We start from the raw sequence: 16,241 nt of genomic DNA, 5'->3' as shown, positions 1-16,241 counted from the left end.
GAGCGGGTCGTCCGGGAGGTCGCGTCCGGACGCGGGTGCAGGTGAGCTGGCAGGCGCACGCGGACGTGGAGCGCCGGGACGGTGCCGTGGCGGACGCGGTGGGGGACTTCGTCCACCGACTGCGGGCCGACCGCACCAACCGGGCCCTGCGCCTGTCCCCGCTGCGCAAGGCGGGGGACAACGGCGACCTGTATCTCGCGCACCCCGACACCCGCTGCATGGTACTGCTGCTGTCGACGGACGGCGGCGACGAGATGCAGGTCCTCGCGGTGCGCGACGGAGCACGGGCCCGCGACGAACTCGCCCGGCTCACCGTGGAGATCAACCCGGTCTCGGGCGCGGTGGAGGTCGTCGACCAGAGCGAGGTCAGCGCCAACGTCGTCGCGCTGCCGGACCGCGCCACCCCCCTGTTCGCGGGATACGACGACCGGATCCTCATCGACCTCGGCGTCGTCCCCTCGCTGCTGCCCGCTCTCCGCAAGGTCACCACCGACGAGCAGTTCGACCGGCTCCTCGCCCACAACCTCCCGGAACTCACCCGGGACGTCCTCCTGGCCCTGCGCGCGCACACGGACCCACAGGACGTGCGGCGGCACATCACGGACGCCTGGCGGGCCGACGAGGACGTCAACACCGGGGACTGGGCCCGGGCCGCGCGGAGGGCCGTCTCCCAGGCCGAGACCGACGACGACGCCGTCCTCGGCGCGCTGGGCCGCAGCTTCGACGCCTGGCGGCTCTTCCTCCACCCCGAGCAGCGCCGCCTCGCCACCGGCGACTTCAAGGGCTCCTCCAAGGTGACCGGAGGACCCGGCACCGGCAAGACCGTCGTCGCGCTGCACCGCGTGCGCCACCTCGTCGACCGGCTGCCGCCCGGCCTCACCCGCCCCGTGCTCCTCACCACCTACAACACCAACCTCGCCCTGGACCTCAAGGAGCGGCTGCGGCAGCTCGGCGGAGACGACCTGCTGAGCCGGGTCGACGTCAAGTCCGTCGACGCGCTCGCCCGCGAGATCGTGCAGGAGTCCCGTGCCGACGTCGGCCGGCCGCTGGACGACGACGCGGCCATGAACCTGTGGCACACCGTGCGCATGGAGGCCGACCTGCCGGAGTACGACGCCGACTTCCTGGACACGGAGTTCAAGCACGTGATCCTCGCGAACCGGTGCGGCTCCTGGGAGAGCTACCGTCGCGTCGGCCGCTCCGGACGCCCGCGCATCAGCACCGCCCAGCGGCACGAGGTGTGGCAGCTCGCGCAGGCCTACCGGGCCCACCTGGACGCACCGCCACGACGGACGACGTACGCGCTCATCGCCGACCAGGCGGCCGGCCTCGAACAGCACCGTATGGCCCGCGTCGAGGAACAGGCCCGCTACAAGGAGGAGCAGGGCGGCCGGGACCTCGTCCACCGGGAGGCGGGCAGCGGCATGTGGCTCAAGCCCCGCTACCGGCACATCGTGGTCGACGAGGCCCAGGACCTGTCCGCCTCGCACTGGCGCATGCTGCGCGCCATGGTCTGCAAGGGACCGAACGACATCTTCCTCGTCGGCGACGCCCACCAGCGCATCTACGGCAGCCGGGTCGTTCTCGGCCATCACGGCGTCGAGATCCGGGGCCGCGCATCCCGCCGCCTCACCCTCAACTACCGCACCACCCGGCAGATCCTGGGCAGCGCCAACCGCCTGATCGAGGGAGCCTCCTTCGACGACCTCGACACCGGGACCGACACCCTGGACGGCTACCGCTCCGTCCTGAGCGGGCTCACCCCGCAGTTCTGGCGGGCGCCCGACCGGCTGACCGAGATGCGGGCCGTGGCCACCCTCGTCAAGGAGCGCCACGACCGCCACGGCACGCCGTACTCGGCGATGGCCGTCAGCGTCCCCGACGGCGGCTCCGCCCAGGAATTCGCCAATGTCTTCGCCAAGGAGTTCCGGCTGCCGGCCGTGGAACTCGGCAGGGAAGGGGTGAGCGCCGACGTGGACGCCGTGCGCATCGGCACCATGCACCGGTTCAAAGGGCTGGAGTTCCAGCGGGTGTTCCTCACGTCGGTCGGGGAGGGCCAGGTACCGCACCAGCGCATCGAGCAGTACCGGGCCACGAACCCGGACCGGTACCGGCAGGAGGAGCAGCGGGCCCGCTCCCTGGTGTTCGTCGCGGCCACGCGCGCCCGCGACGAACTCGTCGTCACCTGGAGCGGCCGGGCCAGCCGGTTCCTTCCCCCTGGCGCGGACGCGACCGCCCACCGTGCGGCGGATCTCCTGGGAGGGGACGGACCACCGTCCGGCGCGTCCGGGTCCGCCGCGGCCTGACCGCGGAGGCCCGGTGCCACCCCGCCCGGGAGTCGTACGAGGAAAATGACGCGACGGGCCCTCATCGCTCGGGATACGTTCCTGGCTGTTCGAAGGGGGGCCCGACGTGGCGAAGTTGAACCAGATCATCGCGGTCGAGAAGGGCGTCAAGAGCAAGTCGCTCCAGGATGTCAACACCGCGCACGCCAAGGTGCAGAAGCCGGCGCTGCTGGCCGGCATCTCGCGCACGTACCAGCCGAAGGACGAGGAGGGCGAGCAGCTGCCGCCCGAGTCCACGCGGGTGCAGGTGCAGGCCGAGGACGTGCTGCGGGAGATGGCCGCCTCGCTGACCCGGCTGTTCGACGTGACCGCGACCAAGGACTGGGCGAACTGCACGGCCCGCGCGGACGTCACCGTCGACGGACGGACGATCGTCGCCGACGTCCCGGTCGGCTACCTGCTCTTCCTGGAGAAGCAGCTCGCCGACCTGCACGCCTTCGTCAAGAAGCTGCCCACCCTCGACGCCGCCGAGTCCTGGTCCCACGACCCGTCCACGGACTGGTGGAAGACGGACCCGGTGCGGACCATCCGTACGAAGAAGGTCCCGCGCAACCACGTCAAGGCGGAGGCGACCGACAAGCACCCGGCGCAGGTCGAGGTGTACTACGAGGACGTGCCCATCGGGTACTGGACCACCGTGAAGTTCTCCGGGGCGCTCCCCGCGCGGCGGGTCAACGAGCTCGCCGAGCGGGTGGAGAAGCTCCAGCAGGCCGTGAAGTTCGCCCGCGAGGAGGCCAACGGCGCCGAGGTCACCGACCAGCGGGTCGGCGACGCGGTGTTCGGCTACCTGTTCGGCTGACGCGGCAGCACGTCACCACCATGATCGCCCCCGTGTGCGAGCGCGGGGGTGCGCTACGGGGCGCGGGCCGGACTGAGGACCGGTTCGCGTCAGGAGCGCAAGCTGACACTGAAGTTCAGCCTGAAAACGCGGCCCGCCGAGACGGCGGCCGCGGTCAATCTCAGACTCTCGCTCCAGTCTCAGCATCGCCGCCGATCGCCGGACCGATCGGGGACGGACGAACGCCGTCGGATGCGAGTTCGACTCTCGCCTGCGCCTCTTTCCTGGCGCGGTAGTTCAAAGGAAGAACACGACGGCATGATGACTGATCCGTCCTCTTAAACGCCGCCGGCGTGCGCAATTGGGTGGCATCCCCAGGGGCCCGGGAGCTGGATACGACTCCCGGGCCCCGCCACGTCGCGTTCAGGCCGAGACCAGGAGGACCGGGTGGAGCACGCCCAGGGACCCCGTGGCGAGGCCGATGCCGCACTGGACCCGGTTGAGCTTCTGGCGCAGGCCGAGCAGCGCGAAGGTGACGGCCAGGCTGCCGAAGAGCAGGGAGAACGCGATACCGAGGAGGCCGGCGAACACGACGGTGACCGAAGCGGCCGTGCCGAGGACGAGGGAGACGGGCCCGTAGAGGGTCGCGGGGCTGTCCGCGGATCCGGTGGCCATGGTGGCTCCTCGCTCCAGGTGGTCGGCGTCTTCCAGGCGCGGGCAGGGGACTCTCGCACTGCCATCATGGCACTTCCGGCTCGTTTTTTGAACACGTTCAAAGTGGGTCGCGGAGGGTGGCGTGCGACGGCGGCGCGGCGCGGCCGCCGGGCCGGTCAGGCGGCGGGCCGTACCGTCAGGATCTGCTCGGCCCGGCCGACCGGGCCGTCCACGTCGTGCAGGACCGTGCTGGTGAGGCCCTGGCCCGAGGGGCCGAAGGTGACCGTGGTGTCCAGACCGGTCCAGGCGCCCCGCGGCTGTCGGTGGAGGTGGACGGTCAGGTCGACGTTGGGGAACATCCACTCGGTGGGCGGTTGCCGTACGGCGATGCCGTTGGCGGTGTCGACGAGGGCGAGGTACGAGGCGAGCGGGCCGGCGGGCTCGCCGGCGACGAGGTCCAGCGGGGTGGAGATCCAGGCCGTCGCACGGCCCGGACGGGGCGGAGCGACCGGGCGGACGTCCAGGCCGGCGATGTAGCCGCCCGGCCACAGGTCGGACATCGCCCACGGGGTGAGCGACTCGGGGGCGGGGAGGCGGTCGTCGGGGCCGCCCGCGACCGCGGCGGTGTCGAGGCCGGCCAGGAACCAGGCGCGGGCCCGGACCACCGGGCGGTCGGCGATCCGTACGACCGCTTCCAGCAGCTCGATGGTCCGGCCGGGGCGGACCGTCTCCACCCGTATCTCGCACTCGTCGAGGGCGAGGCGGCCGAGGATGTCGTAGCCGATCCGGGAGAGGAGCAGGCCGCTGTCCGCACCGGCGGCGGCCCGGTGGCGGTCGAGGGCGTGGGCGACCAGTCCGCCCAGCGGGCTGAAGTGCTGCTCGTCCGGGTCCCAGGCCCCGCCCGCGTGCGCCGTCGGCTTGTAGCGGTGGTCGTCGATGCGCTCGAAGTAACCGTCCCGGGGCGCGCTGGAGGCGGACAAGGGGCGTCTCCTTCGGGTGCGGGAAAGTGCACCCTACATTCATCCGGTGCCGGCGTCAGGTGCCGAGCGAGCGGCGCGTGACGCGGGCCAGGTGGTCGGTGAAGACCTCGCGGGCGTCGGGGGTGAGGGTGCGCAGGGCGATCAGCGCCGTGACGGCGACGTCGCACAGTTCCGCCCGGACGTCGTCCCAGGTGTGCGTGGTGCCCTTGCGCGGGTTCTGGCCGGTCGCGCCGATCACCGCCTCGGCGACCTCGCCGACCTCCTCGGACAGTTTGAGGATCCGCAGCAGCAGGCCCTCCCGGTCGCCGACCGGACGGTTGGCGTCCAGCCAGCCGCACAGGACGTCGACGGAGTCCCAGAGGTCGGTGGGCGGGGGAGGGGCTGGAGACAGGTGGTCGCTCATGGGCGCCGAGCCTGGCACACGGCACTGACAGACACCGGTGTCGAGTCGGCGGCTTGCCCTCGTGTGCGCTCCAACTCCTAGCGTTGCCGGGCATGGAGACCACACGGACACTGGGACGCAGCGGTATCGAGGTCAGCGCCGTCGGGTTCGGCTGCTGGGCGATCGGCGGTGAGTGGCAGGACCCGGACGGACAGCCCCTGGGATGGGGCAGGGTCGACGACGAGGAGTCGGTGCGGGCGATCCGGCGCGCGCTCGACCTGGGCGTCACCTTCTTCGACACGGCCGACGTCTACGGGACCGGGCACAGCGAGTACGTCCTCGGGCGGGCCCTCGGACGGCGCCGGGACGAGGTCGTCGTCGCCACCAAGTGGGGCAACGTCTTCGACCCGGACACCCGCACCCTCACCGGGAGCGACGACTCCCCGGAACACCTCCGCCGTGCCCTGACCGCCTCGCTGCGCCGTCTCGGCACCGACCGCGTCGACCTGTACCAGCTCCACCTCGCCGACGCCGACCCCGACCGGGCCGCCCGGCTGCGGGACGCCTGCGAGGAGTTGGTGGCGCAGGGGCTCGTCCGGGCCTACGCCTGGAGCACCGACGACCCGGCCCGCGCCGCCGTGTTCGCGAAGGGGCCGCACTGCGCCGCCGTGCAGCACGCGCTCAACGTGCTCACGGACGCGCCCGAGATGCTGCGGCTGTGCGAGGAGGCGGACCTCGCCTCCGTCGACCGCAGTCCGCTCGCCATGGGCCTGCTCACCGGGAAGCACGCCGGGCGGCCGCCGCTGCAGGAGGGGGACATCCGCAGCCGGCCGCCGGCCTGGCTGCGGGGTTTCGGGGCCGGGTCCGGCGCCGACCCGGAGTGGCTGGCGCGCGTCGACGCGCTGCGGGACGTCCTCACCAGTGACGGCCGCACCCTCGCCCAGGGCGCCCTCGCCTGGCTGTGGGCCCGCAGCCCGCGCACCGTGCCGATCCCCGGTTTCCGGTCGGTCGCCCAGGCGGAGGAGAACGCGGGGGCGCTCGGGAAGGGGGCGCTGAACGACGGGCAGATGGCCGAGGTCGAGCGGATCCTCGGCCGGTAGGGGGCGGCTGCGGAGCGGTGGGGGGGCGGCTGTGGGGTGGTAGAGGCGGCTGTCGACCGGCGGGGGACGGCGACCGGCCGGTTCACACGGCAGCCGTTCCACCCACCGGCGCGTGCCCGCGCTCCCGCGCGGGTCCACCCCCGGCCCGGTGGTGTGGAACGGCTGCCGCCTCCCCCCCCTGGACATGGCCTGCGGAAAACCTCTGCTCCACATGTGAAGTTTTCGTGGAGGGGAGTTGAGCACGAGTCCGCCACCGGCCGCAATGGGGTGGACGTTGAAATTCCTTTTGTGTGGGGTCCGTTCGCCGGAAGCGCTCGGCCCGGACCGCGCACGCCGTCGTCGCCGGTACGGTCGCGAACTGCGCGTTCGCCTCCCGCGACGGCTCCGCCGAGCGCCGCACCGTACGGGCCGCGCCCGTGACGTCCCGCACCGGTTCCGGGGCGATCGCCCCGTTTCCCCGGAGGACGGCGCCGGTGCGCGGGGCGAGCCGGGGCGCGGGCGGACCGCCCGCGCCCCGGCTGCCGGGCGGGCGTCGCTCAGCGGGTCTCGCCGGGGTAGCGGACGCCGACGCGGTCCCGGATCGCGTCGAGCGTCCGCATCACGGCGAGGGTGCCGTCGAGCGGGACCAGCGGGGACTCGGTCTCGCCGGCCCGCAGGGCCCGCATCACCTCGACGGCCTCGTGCCTGAGGCTGTCGCGAGGGCCGTCGGCCGGGTCGGCCGTGAACTCCTCGGCGTCACGGCCCTCCCGGTGCAGCACGAACCCGTCCGGGAAGAAGAAGCCGGACGGGATGTCGATGCGGCCCCGCGAACCGGTGATCGAGGCGTAGGTCGCCGTACCGCCCACGATGGAGCAGTGCACCGAAGCGAGAGCACCGCTCTCCCACGAGAGCAGCGCCCCCGTCTGGAGATCGACGCCCTCCTCCGAGAGCATCGCCCGCGCCGTGACGTCCGACGGCTCCCCGAGCAGCAGCTGAGCGAACGACACCGGGTACACCCCCAGGTCCAGCAGCGCGCCCCCGCCCAGCGCCGGGTCCCGCAGCCGGTGCGACGCCGGGAACGGCCCCGAGAGGCCGAAGTCCGCCTGCACGTGGCGCACCTCGCCGATCGCGCCGTCGTCGACCAGCGCCTTCAGCCGCCGCACCATCGGATGGCAGTACGTCCACATGGCCTCCATCAGGAAGCGCCCGCCGCCCCGCGCCAGCGCGACCAGTTCCTCCGCCTCCCGCGCGTTCAGCGTGAACGGCTTCTCGCACAGCACGTTCCGCCCGGACTCCAGCATCAGCCCGGCCGCCGCGCGGTGCGCCGTGTGCGGAGTGGCGACGTAGACGACGTCGACCTCCTCGTCGAGCGCCAGCGACTCCCAGTCGCCGTACGCCCGCGGTATCCCGAACCGCTCGGCGAACGCCTTCGCCGGCTCCACCGACCGCGACGCCACCGCCACGACCTCCGCGTCCGGCACGTCCGCCAGGTCCGCGGTGAACCTCGCGGCGATTCCCCCGGTCGCCAGGATGCCCCAGCGCACCTTCTGCTCCGTCATGTGTCCCACCTTGTTCGTGTCGTTCGTCACATCGTGAAGGGATGGAGGTGGAAGCGCTCCCATGACATCGCCGTCGACGCCGAGCACTCCGTACGAGCTGAGAGCATAGGGAGCTGATGGCGTGAAAAGGGAGGGGCCACATGCCCGAGGGTGGGGCGTCCATATCGAACCCGTCGGCGAACCCGTCGGCGAACCCGTCGGCGAACCCGTCGGCGAACCCGTCGGCGAACGCGACGGCGGACCCGTCGGCGAATCCGGGAGCGAGCGGGGCTTTGGGCAAGGCCGGCCCGGACCCGGCGACGGCCGGGGCGGCGCTCCGCGCGACCGCCGCCCGCCGTACCGGCCTGCTGGTCACGCTCCTCCTCGGCGGCCTGACCGCCACGCCCCCGCTGGCGATGGACATGTACCTCCCCGCGCTCCCGGAGGTCACCCGGTCCCTGCACGCGCCCGCCGCCACCGTCCAGCTCACGCTCACCGCCTGCCTGGCCGGCATGGCGTTCGGGCAGCTGGTGGTCGGCCCGATGAGCGATCGGTGGGGCCGCCGCCGGCCGCTGCTCGTCGGCCTCGCGGTCTACGTCGTCGCCACCGCGCTGTGCGCCTTCGCGCCGACCGTCGAACTCCTCGTCGCCTGCCGGCTGGCGCAGGGCCTGGCGGGCGCGGCCGGCATCGTCATCGCGCGGGCGGTCGCCCGCGACCTGTACGACGGCATGGCCATGGCCCGTTTCTTCTCCACCCTCATGCTGATCTCCGGGGTCGCGCCGATCGTGGCGCCGCTCATCGGCGGGCAGGTCCTGCGGGTGACGGACTGGCGGGGCGTGTTCGTCGTGCTCACCGTCGTCGGGGCGCTGCTGACGGCCGTCGTCTGGGCGAAGCTGCCGGAGACGCTGGCGCCGGCCGACCGGCACGGCGGGGGCGTCGGCGAGGCGCTCGGCTCGATGCGCGGGCTGCTCGCCGACCGGGCCTTCACCGGCTACACGCTCGCGGGCGGATTCGCCTTCGCGTCCCTCTTCGCCTACGTCGCGGCCTCCCCGTTCGTCATGCAGGAGATCTACGGCGCCTCCCCGCAGGCCTTCAGCCTGCTGTTCGGACTCAACTCGATCGGCCTGATGATCATGGGGCAGGTCAACGGCAAGGTGCTGGTCGGCCGGGTCGGGCTGGACAAGGTGCTCGGCGTCGGTCTCGTCGTCGTGGTGGTCGCCGCGACCGCGCTGCTGGTGATGTCGCTGGGCGTGTTCGGCGAGGCCGGGCTGGTGCCGGTGGCCGCCGCGCTGTTCGTGCTGATGTCCGCGATGGGCATCACCCTGCCGAACACGCAGACGCTCGCCCTGATGCGCACCCGGCACGCCGCCGGCTCCGCGTCGGCGCTGCTCGGCACGACATCCTTCCTCATCGGCGCGATCGCCTCCCCGCTGGTGGGGATCGCCGGGGAGGACACCGCCGTCCCGATGGCCGTCGTCCAGCTGGCCGCCGCCCTGGTGGCGCTGGCCTGCTTCCTGGGAATGTGCCGTCCGTGGGAAGGGCGGACGGGCGCGAAGGGCGCGAAGGGCGGGGGCTTCTGAGCGCGCCGCGGCTGCGGGACGGCACACCGGAACGGGCCGGACTCGACGCCCGGGAACTTGGGCGCCTGGTCCGGGAGGTCCACGCCCGCACCGGCGGCGAGCGGCCCTGGGCGGCGGGCGCCGTCGTGGTCGTCGGACGCGGCCCGGTGCTCGCCGTGCGGGAGGCGGCGGGCTGGGCGGTGCGCTACGCGGCGTACGACGAGGAGACGGACACCCCGGTCGAACTGCCGCCGGCCGAACGCGTCCCGATGACCGTGGACACCCCCTTCGACCTGGCGTCGCTGACCAAACTGTTCACCTCGGTGGCCGCGGTGCAGCAGATCGAACGGCGCACGCTGGGCATCGACGCGCGCGTGGGCGCGTACCTCCCGGACTTCACGGGGGCGGCGCGGCACGGGATCACCGTCCGCCAGCTGCTCACCCACACCTCCGGGCTGCGCCCCGAACTCCCGTTGTACGACTGCGCCGACGACGCGCGGCGGCTGGCGCTGCTGCGCGCGGAGCGGCCCGTCGGGCCGCCCGGCGCGTACCGCTACTCCGACCTCAACATGCTGCTGCTCCAGCACGTCCTGGAGCGCGTCACCGGCCGCACGCTCGACGTCCTCGTGCGCGACGGCGTCACCCGGCCGCTCGGCATGACCGCGACGGGCTTCGGTCCGTGCCCGTCCGCGGCGGCGACGGAGGACCAGCGGCGGCCGTGGGCCAAGGCGGACCGGGGGATGCTGCGGGGCGAGGTGCACGACGAGAACGCCTGGGCGCTGGGCGGGGTGGCGGGCCACGCCGGACTGTTCTCCACCGGGCGGGACCTGGCGGTCTTCTGCCGGACCCTGCTGGCGGGAGGGGCGTACGGGCCCGCCCGCATCCTCGGCCCCGGCTTCGTGGACCTGCTGTTCACCCCGCCCGGCCTGGGCTTCGCCCTGGACCAGCCGTGGTTCATGGGCGAACTGGCGGGCCGGGGCGCCGCGGGCCACACCGGCTTCACGGGCACGTCCCTGGTCCTGGACCGGGCCACGGACACGTACGTGATCCTCTTGGCCAACACGGTCCATCCGCGGCGTCCGGTGCGGCCGGACAGCACGCCGAGGGCGGGGGCGGCGACGCGGGTGGCGCGGGCGGTGCGGGGGAGGTGAGCGGTGCTCTCCGTGGTGAGCAGCGCTCTTGCATATGAGCAGCGCTCTTGACGTGAGCGGTGCTTCCGAAGGTGAGCGGTGCTCCGACCCCGTTCGGCCTCGTAGAATCGCCGGGTGAACGCCCCCGCCTCCCTGCCCGTCGCCGAAACCCTGCGCTCCGCCCTCGCCGGGCTGCTCGACGGGCTTCCGGCGCGGCAGGCCGCGCAGGCCGTCGAGCGGCTGATCGCCGCCTACCGGGGCGCCACCCCGACCGAGGCGCCGATCCTGCGGGACCGGGCCGACGTGGCCGCGTACGCCGCCTACCGGATGCCCGCGACGTTCGAGGCGGTGCGGTCCGCGCTGGCGGCGTTCGCGGACGCCGTGCCCGGATGGTCGCCCGGCGACCACGTGGACGTCGGAGGCGGCACCGGCGCGGCGGCCTGGGCGGTGAGCGCGACCTGGGACGGGGAGCGCCCCGTGACCGTCCTCGACTGGGCCGAACCCGCCCTCGCCCTCGGCCGGGAACTCGCCGCCGCGAACCCCGCCCTGCGCGACACCCGATGGCACCGCTCCCGCATCGGATCGGCGCTCACCGTCGAGAGCACTGATCTCGTCACCGTCTCCTACGTCCTCAACGAGCTCACCGCCCCCGACCGCGCCGCCCTCGTCGACGCCGCTGCCGCCGCCGCACGGTCCGTCGTGATCGTCGAACCCGGCACCCCCGACGGCTACGCCCGCGTCATCGAGGCCCGCGACCGTCTGGTCTCCGCCGGCTTCCACGTCGCCGCCCCCTGCCCGCACAGCGCCGCCTGCCCCATCGCCCCCGGCACGGACTGGTGCCACTTCTCCGCGCGGGTCAGCCGTTCCTCCCTGCACCGCCAGGTCAAGGGCGGTTCCCTCGCCTACGAGGACGAGAAGTTCAGCTACGTCGCCGCCACCCGCCTCCCGGTCGCCCCGGCCCCCGCCCGCGTCGTCCGCAAGCCGCAGATCCGCAAGGGCCAGGTCCTCCTCGACCTGTGCGAGAAGGACCCGGGCCTGCGCCGCACCACGGTCACCAAGCGCCACGGCGACCTGTACCGGGCCGCCCGGGACACCGACTGGGGCGACCCCTGGCCGCCGCACGCCGAGGCCTGACCTACGGCTGACCTGCGACCTGCCCTACGCCCGACCGGGCGACGTCCCCTTCCCCTCGTCCCCCTCCCCCTCCTGCCGCTGCGCCCGCAGTGCGCGCAGCAGTTCCCGCTTGTGCGCCCGCGGGTCGAGCCCGCCCCCGACACGCCCGCCGCGCCCGCCCCCGCGCAGGGCCGCGCGGCCCAGGTGCCGTCGGGTGCCGCCGACGCCCAGCATGTTTCCGGCTCCGCCTCGCGTCACGGTGATCCCCTCTCATCAATACGAGACGTATCGTCTCGCCTCTGGTGTTCACCACTGTCCGGCGAGACGCACCGTCTTGTCAAGTGGTAAATTCGCCCCATGGCCCAGAACCAGTCCGCCCCCGACGCCACCCGCCGCAGCGAGCGCTCCCGGCGGGCCATCTACGACGCCGCCCTCGCCCTGGTCGTCGAGGTCGGCTACCCGAGGACGACCATCGAAGGCATCGCCTCCCGCGCCGGAGTCGGCAAGCAGACGATCTACCGGTGGTGGTCGTCGAAGGCGGACGTGCTCCTCGAGGCGTTCCTCGACATGGCCGAGCGGGCCGCCGAGGACGCCGGCCACGTCGCGCACGCCCTCCCGGACACCGGCGACCTCGCCGCCGACCTCAAGCTCGTCCTGCGCGCCACGGTCGACGAACTGCGGGACCCCTCCTTCGAGGCGCCCTCCCGCGCGCTGGCCGCCGAGGGCGTCGTCGACGAGGAGCTCGGCCGCAGGTTCGTCGCCCGGCTGCTGGAACCCCAGCTCCAGCTCTACGTCGACCGTCTGCGCGCCGCCCAGGCCGCCGGGCACGTCCGCCCCGACGTCGACCCGCGCATCGCCCTGGAGCTCTTCGTCTCCCCCCTCGCCCAGCGCTGGCTCCAGCACACGGGCCCGATCACCCACGACTACACCGACACCCTCGTCGACTACGCCCTCAACGGCCTCGCACCCCGCTGACCGGCACGGACGGCCGGCGGCCTCACCGCCCCAGCGCCGCGCTCACGCTCCCCGGCACCCGCGCCGGATGCCGGGCCAGCCGCCCCGGCGCGTCCGTGATGACGCCGTTGCAGCCCAGCGCCAGGGCGCGGTCGCGCTGGGCCGGGGTGACGACCGTGTGGGCCCACACCCGGGGGACGCCGGAGCGCACCGCGCGCCGCAGATCGGCGTCCCGCGCCCTGACGTCGACGTCGAGCAGGTCCACGTAGGAGCGCCAGCGCTCGGGACGGTCGGTGCGCAGCTGGCGGGCCGAGCGCCACAGCTGGGTCAGCAGGCCCAGGCGGTGGACGCGGCGGGCCACCCCGGGGTCGTTGGTGTTCACGAACACCGAGCGGGTCAGGCCGCGGGCGCGGATCAGCGCGGCCAGCCGCTCCACACCGCGCGGATCCTTCGCCTCCAGCATCAGCACGACCCGCCCGCCGAACCGGTCCAGCACCTCGGCGACCGTCGGCGGCCGCTCCGGGCGCCAGCTCCCCGGCAGCCGGTCGCGCGGACGCAGCCGTACGCCCCGCCACTCCCCGGCGTCCAGGCCGCGCACCTCGCCGCCCAGGAAGGTCGTACGGTTCAGGGTCGCGTCGTGGAAGACCACCGGCGTGCCGTCCCGCAGCACTCGCGTGTCGAAGTCCAGCACCTGCGCCGTGCCGCGCCGGTACGCCGCCATCAGCCCCGACATGCTGTTCTCCGGCACCTCGCGGGCCCCGCCCCGATGGGCCGCGTACGGGACGCGCGGCAGCGAGTCCACCGTCAGCGGCCCGGCGCCCCATTCCAGCGGGCGGTCGCCGCCGTGGCCCGTGAGCGTCAGCGAGACCACGGAAGCCACGGCCGCCAGACCCGTCAACGCGACACAGGTGACCATGACGACCACGGTAGGTCCGCGGATCACCGCGGGCCGCCCCACGGCACCCGAACCGGTGCAGGCGCCCCTGCCGTGCGCCCCCGCCGCCCGCGCCCGCGCCGCGTGCGCCCCCTTCGCCACTCCTCGTCCCGTCGAATCCCCCTCGTCCCACCTGCGCGGATTGTGCGCTCCGGCCCCCCGACGCGCACGATCGTGGGACCATGGGGCATGCTGTGTGGCACGACGGCGAGGCGAGGGGATAGATGAGCGCGGAGTTCGGCGGCCGGACCGGCCGGCAGGGCAGGCTCTCCCAGTGGCTGCGAGGACGCCGCCCGAAGCAGGCCGCCGACGAGGGCGGCCGTGAGACCCTGCTGCTCGCCGCCGCCGAAGCGGGACTGCCGCTCGCGCCCGCCGCCCACCCCGCCGCCGGATACGGCTGCTCCTGCGACCGTGTGGGCTGTCCCACCCCCGCCCGGCACCCGGTGTCGTTCGCCTGGCAGACGCAGTCCACCACCGACCGCGCCCAGATCGAGCGCTGGGCCCGCCACCAGCCGCAGGCCAACTTCATCACCGCCACCGGCATGGTGCACGACGTCCTGGACGTCCCCCTGGACGCCGGCCGCGAGGCGCTCACCCGCCTCCTCGACGCCGGCGTCGAGGTCGGCCCCGTCGCCGAGAGCGACGACGGCCGCATGCTGTTCTTCACCCTCACCCGCGGCACCCCCGAGGACGAGGACGAGTGGTGGCCGTGCGAGCTGGACTGCCACCCGGAGACCATGGACGAGCACCCCGGCCTGCGCTGGCACTGCCGCGGCTCCTACGTCCTGGTCCCGCCCGCCCGCCTCCCCGGCGACGACGGCCGGTCGGTGCACTGGGTGCGCGGCCCCGAGCATCCGCTCCCGGACCCGCTGAGCCTGCTGGAGGTCCTCACCGACTCCTGCGCCCGCCACGTCGGCGAACAGTCCGATCACGCGGGCGCGGCCTGGCCCCTGCGCAGCTGATCCGAGCCGGGGACCTACTCGCCCTGCGCCGACGTCAGCCCCTGGATCCGCCCCAGGACCTCCACCTCGCCGTCGGCCGGATCCAGCGCCACCTCGTTGGAGACGAACTCCATCGTCAACGACTGCCGTATCTCCCCGGTCGTCAGCGCCAGCACGTCCTTGTTCGGCGTCGGCACCGACGCCCCGGCCGCGGCGGTCTGCTTCTCGAAGTGGCGGGTGGCGAAGAACACCAGCGCCCCGCCGTCCTTCGTGCGCAGGGCCAGCGGCGCGTAGTCGCCGTTCGTCAGCGGCTCGTCGATGTACTGCGTGGCCAGCCCCGGCCGCGACGACTTCTTCTCCCGCTGGGTCCGCCACCCGCTGGTGTGCGGGCCGTCCGAGAAGACGGCCCCGCCGCCCTTGAGGAACGACGTGTACTTCTCGCTCAGTTCGCCCGGCTCCACCGTCACGTCGGACGAGTCGGCGGGCACGGCCTCGGCCCAGCCGTCCCCGTCGGTCCTGAACTCCGGTATGTCGTCCGGGGCGACCAGCGTCAGGTACGCCGCCTCCCAGGTCTCGTCCAGCCCGTCACGGGTGAACACCAGCAGCCAGCGCGCCTCGCCGCCCTTGTTGCCGTCCGCGTCGGCGAGGAACCAGCGCGGCCAGCCGGCCTTCTTCGGGATGGTGAACCTCGCGTCCGTCAGCTCCAGCGGCGTGTGCCGGGCGTTGCCCCGCGGGCTGTTGGCCCGCCCGGCCTTCAGCCGCGCCCCGTCGATGTCGGCGAGGGCGCCGGTGGTGTGGTCGGCGTCCAGGGAACCGTCGTACGCCTTGTCGGCCTCGTTGTACGCGGCCGTGAACTCCTGGAGCGCCCGGGCGGCTTCGGCGCGGGTGGTGGCCGGGAGCACCTCGCGCTCACCGTGCACCACCACACAGCCGCTCGCCGTGACCGCCAGAGCGACCGTGAGCACGCACGTGTCAAGCCTGCGGTGTCCGCGGAGCCTTCGAAGGCCGAGATCCCTGCTCATCCGGTTCCTTCACCTTCCCCTTCCCGGAGGCGAACCCTACCGGGGCGAGGAACAGCGCGAGCGCCGGGACCAGGTACAGCAGCCACACCGTGACCTGGAGGACGGTCGGGTCGGGCTGGAAGTTGAACACGCCCTTCAGCAGCGTGCCGTACCAGCTGTCCGGCGGGATCGTGCCGCTGATGTCGAAGGCCAGGTCCGTCAGGCCGGGCAGCCAGTCTGCCTCCTGCAGGTCGTGGAAGCCGTACGCCAGCACGCCCGCCGCCACGACGACCAGCAGGGCGCCGGTCCAGGTGAAGAACTTCGCGAGGTTGATGCGCAGCGCGCCCCGGTAGAACAGCCAGCCGAGCAGTACCGCCGTCGCCAGCCCCAGCGCCACCCCGATCAGCGGGCGCGGGCTGCCGTCCCCGGCCGCGTGCACCGACGCCCACACGAACAGGGCCGTCTCCAGCCCTTCGCGGCCCACCGCGAGGAACGCGGTGACGACCAGCGCGCCCGTGCCCATCGCGAGGGCGGCGTCCAGCTTGCCGTGCAGCTCCGCCTTCAGGTGCCGGGCGGTGCGCCGCATCCAGAACACCATCCATGTCACCAGGCACACCGCGAGGACCGACAGCGAACCGCCGAGCGCCTCCTGCGCCTCGAACGTCAGCTCCTGCGAGCCGAATTCGAGCGCGCAGCCGAACCCGAGCGCGAGGGCGACCGCGACCCCGATGCCGGCCCACACCGGCTTCAGCGCGTCCCGCCGCCCGGTCTTCACCAGGTAGGCGATCAGGATGCAGACGACGAGACTGGCCTCCAGGCCCTCGCGCAGACCGATCAGGTAGTTGGAGAACAC

General features: G+C 73.6%; 16 protein-coding genes. 8 read left to right on the top strand and 8 right to left on the bottom strand.

Features of this window, described 5'->3' with window-relative positions:
* The first annotated feature begins 41 nt into the window (after positions 1 to 41).
* Both ADK41_RS16820 and ADK41_RS16815 read left to right on the top strand, forming a co-directional pair.
* Positions 42 to 2,306: a UvrD-helicase domain-containing protein gene (locus ADK41_RS16820; protein WP_158717708.1), complete on the top strand. Its 2,265-nt coding sequence runs from the start codon at positions 42 to 44 to the stop codon at positions 2,304 to 2,306.
* A gap of 106 nt (positions 2,307 to 2,412) precedes the next feature.
* Entirely contained in the window at positions 2,413 to 3,144 is a 732-nt protein-coding gene (locus ADK41_RS16815) for a hypothetical protein (protein WP_030834093.1), read from the top strand.
* A gap of 402 nt (positions 3,145 to 3,546) precedes the next feature.
* Here ADK41_RS16815 and ADK41_RS16810 read toward each other — a convergent pair whose 3' ends face one another.
* The 3 genes from ADK41_RS16810 to ADK41_RS16800 form a co-directional block, all read right to left on the bottom strand.
* On the bottom strand, positions 3,547 to 3,798 hold the full coding sequence (locus ADK41_RS16810; RefSeq protein WP_030834091.1) for a hypothetical protein: 252 nt from the start codon (positions 3,796 to 3,798) through the stop codon (positions 3,547 to 3,549).
* Positions 3,799 to 3,953: 155 nt separating this feature from the next.
* On the bottom strand, positions 3,954 to 4,757 hold the full coding sequence (locus tag ADK41_RS16805; RefSeq protein ID WP_030834090.1) for a thioesterase family protein: 804 nt from the start codon (positions 4,755 to 4,757) through the stop codon (positions 3,954 to 3,956).
* A gap of 55 nt (positions 4,758 to 4,812) precedes the next feature.
* Positions 4,813 to 5,160 (bottom strand): MazG-like family protein, encoded by a 348-nt coding sequence (locus tag ADK41_RS16800; protein WP_030834089.1) that lies wholly within the window; start codon positions 5,158 to 5,160, stop codon positions 4,813 to 4,815.
* Positions 5,161 to 5,252: 92 nt separating this feature from the next.
* Between ADK41_RS16800 and ADK41_RS16795 the strand changes: the two genes are divergently transcribed.
* Complete coding sequence (locus tag ADK41_RS16795) at positions 5,253 to 6,239, top strand: aldo/keto reductase (protein ID WP_030834088.1); 987 nt, start codon at positions 5,253 to 5,255, stop codon at positions 6,237 to 6,239.
* 536 nt (positions 6,240 to 6,775) lie between these two features.
* On the opposite strand, the gene ADK41_RS16790 is transcribed toward ADK41_RS16795, so the two are convergent.
* Positions 6,776 to 7,777, bottom strand: coding sequence for a Gfo/Idh/MocA family protein (locus ADK41_RS16790; RefSeq protein ID WP_030834086.1), 1,002 nt, complete (start codon positions 7,775 to 7,777; stop codon positions 6,776 to 6,778).
* Positions 7,778 to 7,917: 140 nt separating this feature from the next.
* Between ADK41_RS16790 and ADK41_RS16785 the strand changes: the two genes are divergently transcribed.
* The 3 genes from ADK41_RS16785 to ADK41_RS16775 all read left to right on the top strand — a co-directional run bounded on the left by ADK41_RS16785 (position 7,918) and on the right by ADK41_RS16775 (position 11,579).
* The gene (locus ADK41_RS16785; protein WP_037805116.1) at positions 7,918 to 9,336 is read left to right on the top strand and encodes a Bcr/CflA family efflux MFS transporter; all 1,419 of its coding nucleotides are present in this window, start codon (positions 7,918 to 7,920) and stop codon (positions 9,334 to 9,336) included.
* Positions 9,279 to 10,466, top strand: a complete 1,188-nt coding sequence (locus ADK41_RS16780) for a serine hydrolase domain-containing protein (protein WP_030834084.1) — start codon at positions 9,279 to 9,281, stop codon at positions 10,464 to 10,466. Before ADK41_RS16785 ends, ADK41_RS16780 begins: the two co-directional genes overlap by 58 nt.
* Positions 10,467 to 10,580: 114 nt before the next feature.
* Positions 10,581 to 11,579 (top strand): small ribosomal subunit Rsm22 family protein, encoded by a 999-nt coding sequence (locus ADK41_RS16775; protein WP_030834083.1) that lies wholly within the window; start codon positions 10,581 to 10,583, stop codon positions 11,577 to 11,579.
* Positions 11,580 to 11,603: 24 nt separating this feature from the next.
* On the opposite strand, the gene ADK41_RS16770 is transcribed toward ADK41_RS16775, so the two are convergent.
* Positions 11,604 to 11,816: a DUF6243 family protein gene (locus ADK41_RS16770; RefSeq protein WP_030834080.1), complete on the bottom strand. Its 213-nt coding sequence runs from the start codon at positions 11,814 to 11,816 to the stop codon at positions 11,604 to 11,606.
* Positions 11,817 to 11,915: 99 nt separating this feature from the next.
* Here ADK41_RS16770 and ADK41_RS16765 point away from each other — a divergent pair, with 99 nt between their 5' ends.
* Complete coding sequence (locus tag ADK41_RS16765) at positions 11,916 to 12,533, top strand: TetR/AcrR family transcriptional regulator (RefSeq protein WP_030834078.1); 618 nt, start codon at positions 11,916 to 11,918, stop codon at positions 12,531 to 12,533.
* 22 nt (positions 12,534 to 12,555) lie between these two features.
* Here the strand turns inward: ADK41_RS16765 and ADK41_RS16760 are convergent, their stop codons facing one another.
* Positions 12,556 to 13,428, bottom strand: coding sequence for a glycerophosphodiester phosphodiesterase (locus tag ADK41_RS16760; protein ID WP_030834076.1), 873 nt, complete (start codon positions 13,426 to 13,428; stop codon positions 12,556 to 12,558).
* A gap of 242 nt (positions 13,429 to 13,670) precedes the next feature.
* Between ADK41_RS16760 and ADK41_RS16755 the strand changes: the two genes are divergently transcribed.
* Positions 13,671 to 14,408, top strand: coding sequence for a bifunctional DNA primase/polymerase (locus ADK41_RS16755; RefSeq protein ID WP_030834074.1), 738 nt, complete (start codon positions 13,671 to 13,673; stop codon positions 14,406 to 14,408).
* Positions 14,409 to 14,422: 14 nt separating this feature from the next.
* Here ADK41_RS16755 and ADK41_RS16750 read toward each other — a convergent pair whose 3' ends face one another.
* On the bottom strand, positions 14,423 to 15,409 hold the full coding sequence (locus ADK41_RS16750) for a hypothetical protein (RefSeq protein ID WP_030834072.1): 987 nt from the start codon (positions 15,407 to 15,409) through the stop codon (positions 14,423 to 14,425).
* The gene (efeU, locus tag ADK41_RS16745) at positions 15,360 to 16,241 is read right to left on the bottom strand and encodes an iron uptake transporter permease EfeU (protein ID WP_030834069.1); all 882 of its coding nucleotides are present in this window, start codon (positions 16,239 to 16,241) and stop codon (positions 15,360 to 15,362) included. Before efeU ends, ADK41_RS16750 begins: the two co-directional genes overlap by 50 nt.

The sequence above is a fragment of the Streptomyces caelestis genome, from assembly GCF_001279005.1.
GTDB lineage: Bacteria > Actinomycetota > Actinomycetes > Streptomycetales > Streptomycetaceae > Streptomyces > Streptomyces heliomycini.
Note: the sequence above shows the minus strand (reverse complement) of the source record. Positions and strands in the feature narration are given on the sequence as shown.